A 2,185-nucleotide genomic window follows, 5' to 3' on the forward strand; every position below is an offset into this window, starting at 1 on the left:
GAGCGGGGGTAGCTTCCCCCTCACGGCGGCGGCCGTGCGCCCGGGGCGGTGCGCCCCGGGGACGGGGGCCGTGACCGCGGCCGGTTTCCGCCCTCCCCCGACAGGGGGTTCGACACTTGGGGGNNCCCCGTCGTCCGGCACCGCCCGCGGCAGGGCGGTGCGCCCCGCCGTGCCGCGGGCGGTGCCGGACGACGGGGAGCCGCCGGTGGACGGCATCTCGCTGGTCGCCGGGGTGCGCCGGGCGAGACCGGAGGCCCGGGTGGTGGTGCTGGCCGACCGGGACGAGGCGCGCCGGGCGGCCGTCGCGCTCCAGGCCGGGGCGTCGGCCTGGGTGGCGAAGGACTGCTCGCTACAGCGGCTGCTGGCGGTGATCCGCGGGGTGCTGCGGGACGAGACGCATCTGCCGCCGGCGCTGCTGACCGGGGTGCTGCGGGAGCTGACCGCCGAGCGGCGGCACCGCACCGAGAGCGAGCGGCTGGTGGAGTCGCTGACGCCCAGGGAGCGGGAGGTGCTGCGCTGCATGGTGGCGGGGCTGGGGCGCAAGGCGGTGGCCGAGCGGCTGTTCCTGTCCCCGCACACGGTGCGGACGCACATGCAGAACGTGCTGGGCAAGCTGGGGGTGCACTCGACGCTGGCGGCGGTGGCGCTGGCCCGGCGCGCCGGAGTGGGCCCCGCGCCGCTGGCCACCGCCCCGGCGGGCGTCCCAGGTGGCCCGGGGGTCTCAGGGGTCCCGGGGGTCTCCGGCGTCCCGGGCGTCTCAGGTGGGGATGTTGTCGAACGGGGCGGTCAACTGGCGTAGCAGCGCCGCCAGCTCCGCGCGCTGGGCGCGGGACAGCTCGGCGAGGATGGCCCGCTCCTGGTCGAGCAGTCCGGCCAGGGCCTGGTCGGCGCGGTCGCGGCCCTCGGCGGTGAGCCGGACCAGCACGCCGCGCCGGTCGCTGGGGTCGGGCAGCCGCTCCACCAGGCCCTTCTTGGCGAGCCGGTCGATGCGGTTGGTCATGGTGCCGGAGGTGACCAGGGTCTGGGTGAGCAACTGGCCGGGGGAGAGCTGGTAGGGGGCGCCGGCGCGGCGCAGCGAGGTGAGGACGTCGAACTCCCACGGCTCCAGGCTGTGCTCGGCGAACGCGAGCCGCCGGGCGCGGTCCAGGTGCCGGGCGAGCCGGGAGACCCGGCTGAGGACCTCCAGTGGTTCCACGTCGAGGTCAGGGCGCTCGCGGCGCCATGCGGCCACTAGTCGATCGACCTCGTCCTCCATGTCGATCAGTGTAGGGGATCTGTCGACATGAAGTCTCTTGACATCAAGAGATTAATTACCGGACCGTGGGGCATGGTCAGCCCGAAACGCCGTTCCGTTTCGGCCATTTGATGCTGCAAGGGGGATCGAACATGCATTCCGCTCCGGTCTGGGACCCAGACCAGTATCTGCGTCACGCCTCCCACCGAACCCGCCCGTTCCTGGACCTACTGCACCGCATACCCGATCTTCCGGCCACCGCACAGGGCAGGCCCGCCCGAATCGCCGACATCGGGTGCGGCCCCGGCAACGTCACCGCCCTGCTCGCCGACCGCTGGCCGGACGCCCGCATCACCGGCTACGACCTCTCCTCCGAGATGCTCGAACAGGCCGACAAGCACCACGCCGGGCCCACCGCCGGCGGCGGCTACCTCGACTTCCGGCCCGCCGACGCGGCCCACTGGGTCCCCGAGGAGCCCTACGACCTCATCGTCTCCAACGCCGCCCTGCAATGGGTGCCCGGCCACGCCGAGTCCTTCCCGGCCTGGCTGGACGGCCTGACCGCCGGCGGCGTCCTCGCCTTCCAGGTCCCCGCCAACTACACCGCCCCCAGCCACGCCCTGCTCGGCGAGCTGTGCGAGTCGCCCGAGTGGCACGACCGGCTCGCCCCGCACGGCCGCCGCTTCGTGCACATCCTGGACGCCGCCGGCTACCTCGACCGGCTCACCGCGCTCGGCTGCGCCACCGACGTCTGGGAGACCGTCTACTCCCAGTTGCTGCCGGGCCCCGACCCCGTACTGGACTGGGTCAAGGGCACCGCCCTGCGGCCCGTCCTCACCGCCCTGGACGGCGACACCGACGCCATCGCCGCCTTCCTCGGCCAGTACCGGGAACTGCTGCGCGCCGCCTACCCGCCCACCCCGCACGGCACCGTCTTCCCCTTCCGCCGGA

At 74.3% G+C, this 2,185-nt stretch carries 3 protein-coding genes; 2 read left to right on the forward strand and 1 reads right to left on the reverse strand.

Annotated features, from left to right (window positions below):
- A partial coding sequence (locus C6N75_RS31910; RefSeq protein WP_258177660.1) for a LuxR C-terminal-related transcriptional regulator occupies positions 1-799 on the forward strand: 799 nt, incomplete at its 5' end.
- Here C6N75_RS31910 and tamR read toward each other — a convergent pair.
- On the reverse strand, positions 758-1,255 hold the full coding sequence (gene tamR, locus C6N75_RS28200) for a MarR family transcriptional regulator TamR (RefSeq protein WP_105871686.1): 498 nt from the start codon (positions 1,253-1,255) through the stop codon (positions 758-760). The genes C6N75_RS31910 and tamR overlap by 42 nt on opposite strands.
- Positions 1,256-1,386: 131 nt before the next feature.
- Between tamR and C6N75_RS28205 the strand changes: the two genes are divergently transcribed.
- Positions 1,387-2,185: methyltransferase domain-containing protein (locus C6N75_RS28205; protein WP_105871687.1), on the forward strand; the 799-nt coding region annotated here is incomplete at its 3' end.

The sequence above is a fragment of the Streptomyces solincola genome (assembly GCF_002982015.1).
GTDB lineage: Bacteria > Actinomycetota > Actinomycetes > Streptomycetales > Streptomycetaceae > Streptomyces > Streptomyces solincola.

Excerpts from the sequence above, each read along its gene's own strand:
- tamR (WP_105871686.1), bottom strand. The coding sequence starts at position 1,255 with ATGGAGGACGAGGTCGATCGACTAGTGGCCGCATGGCGCCGCGAGCGC.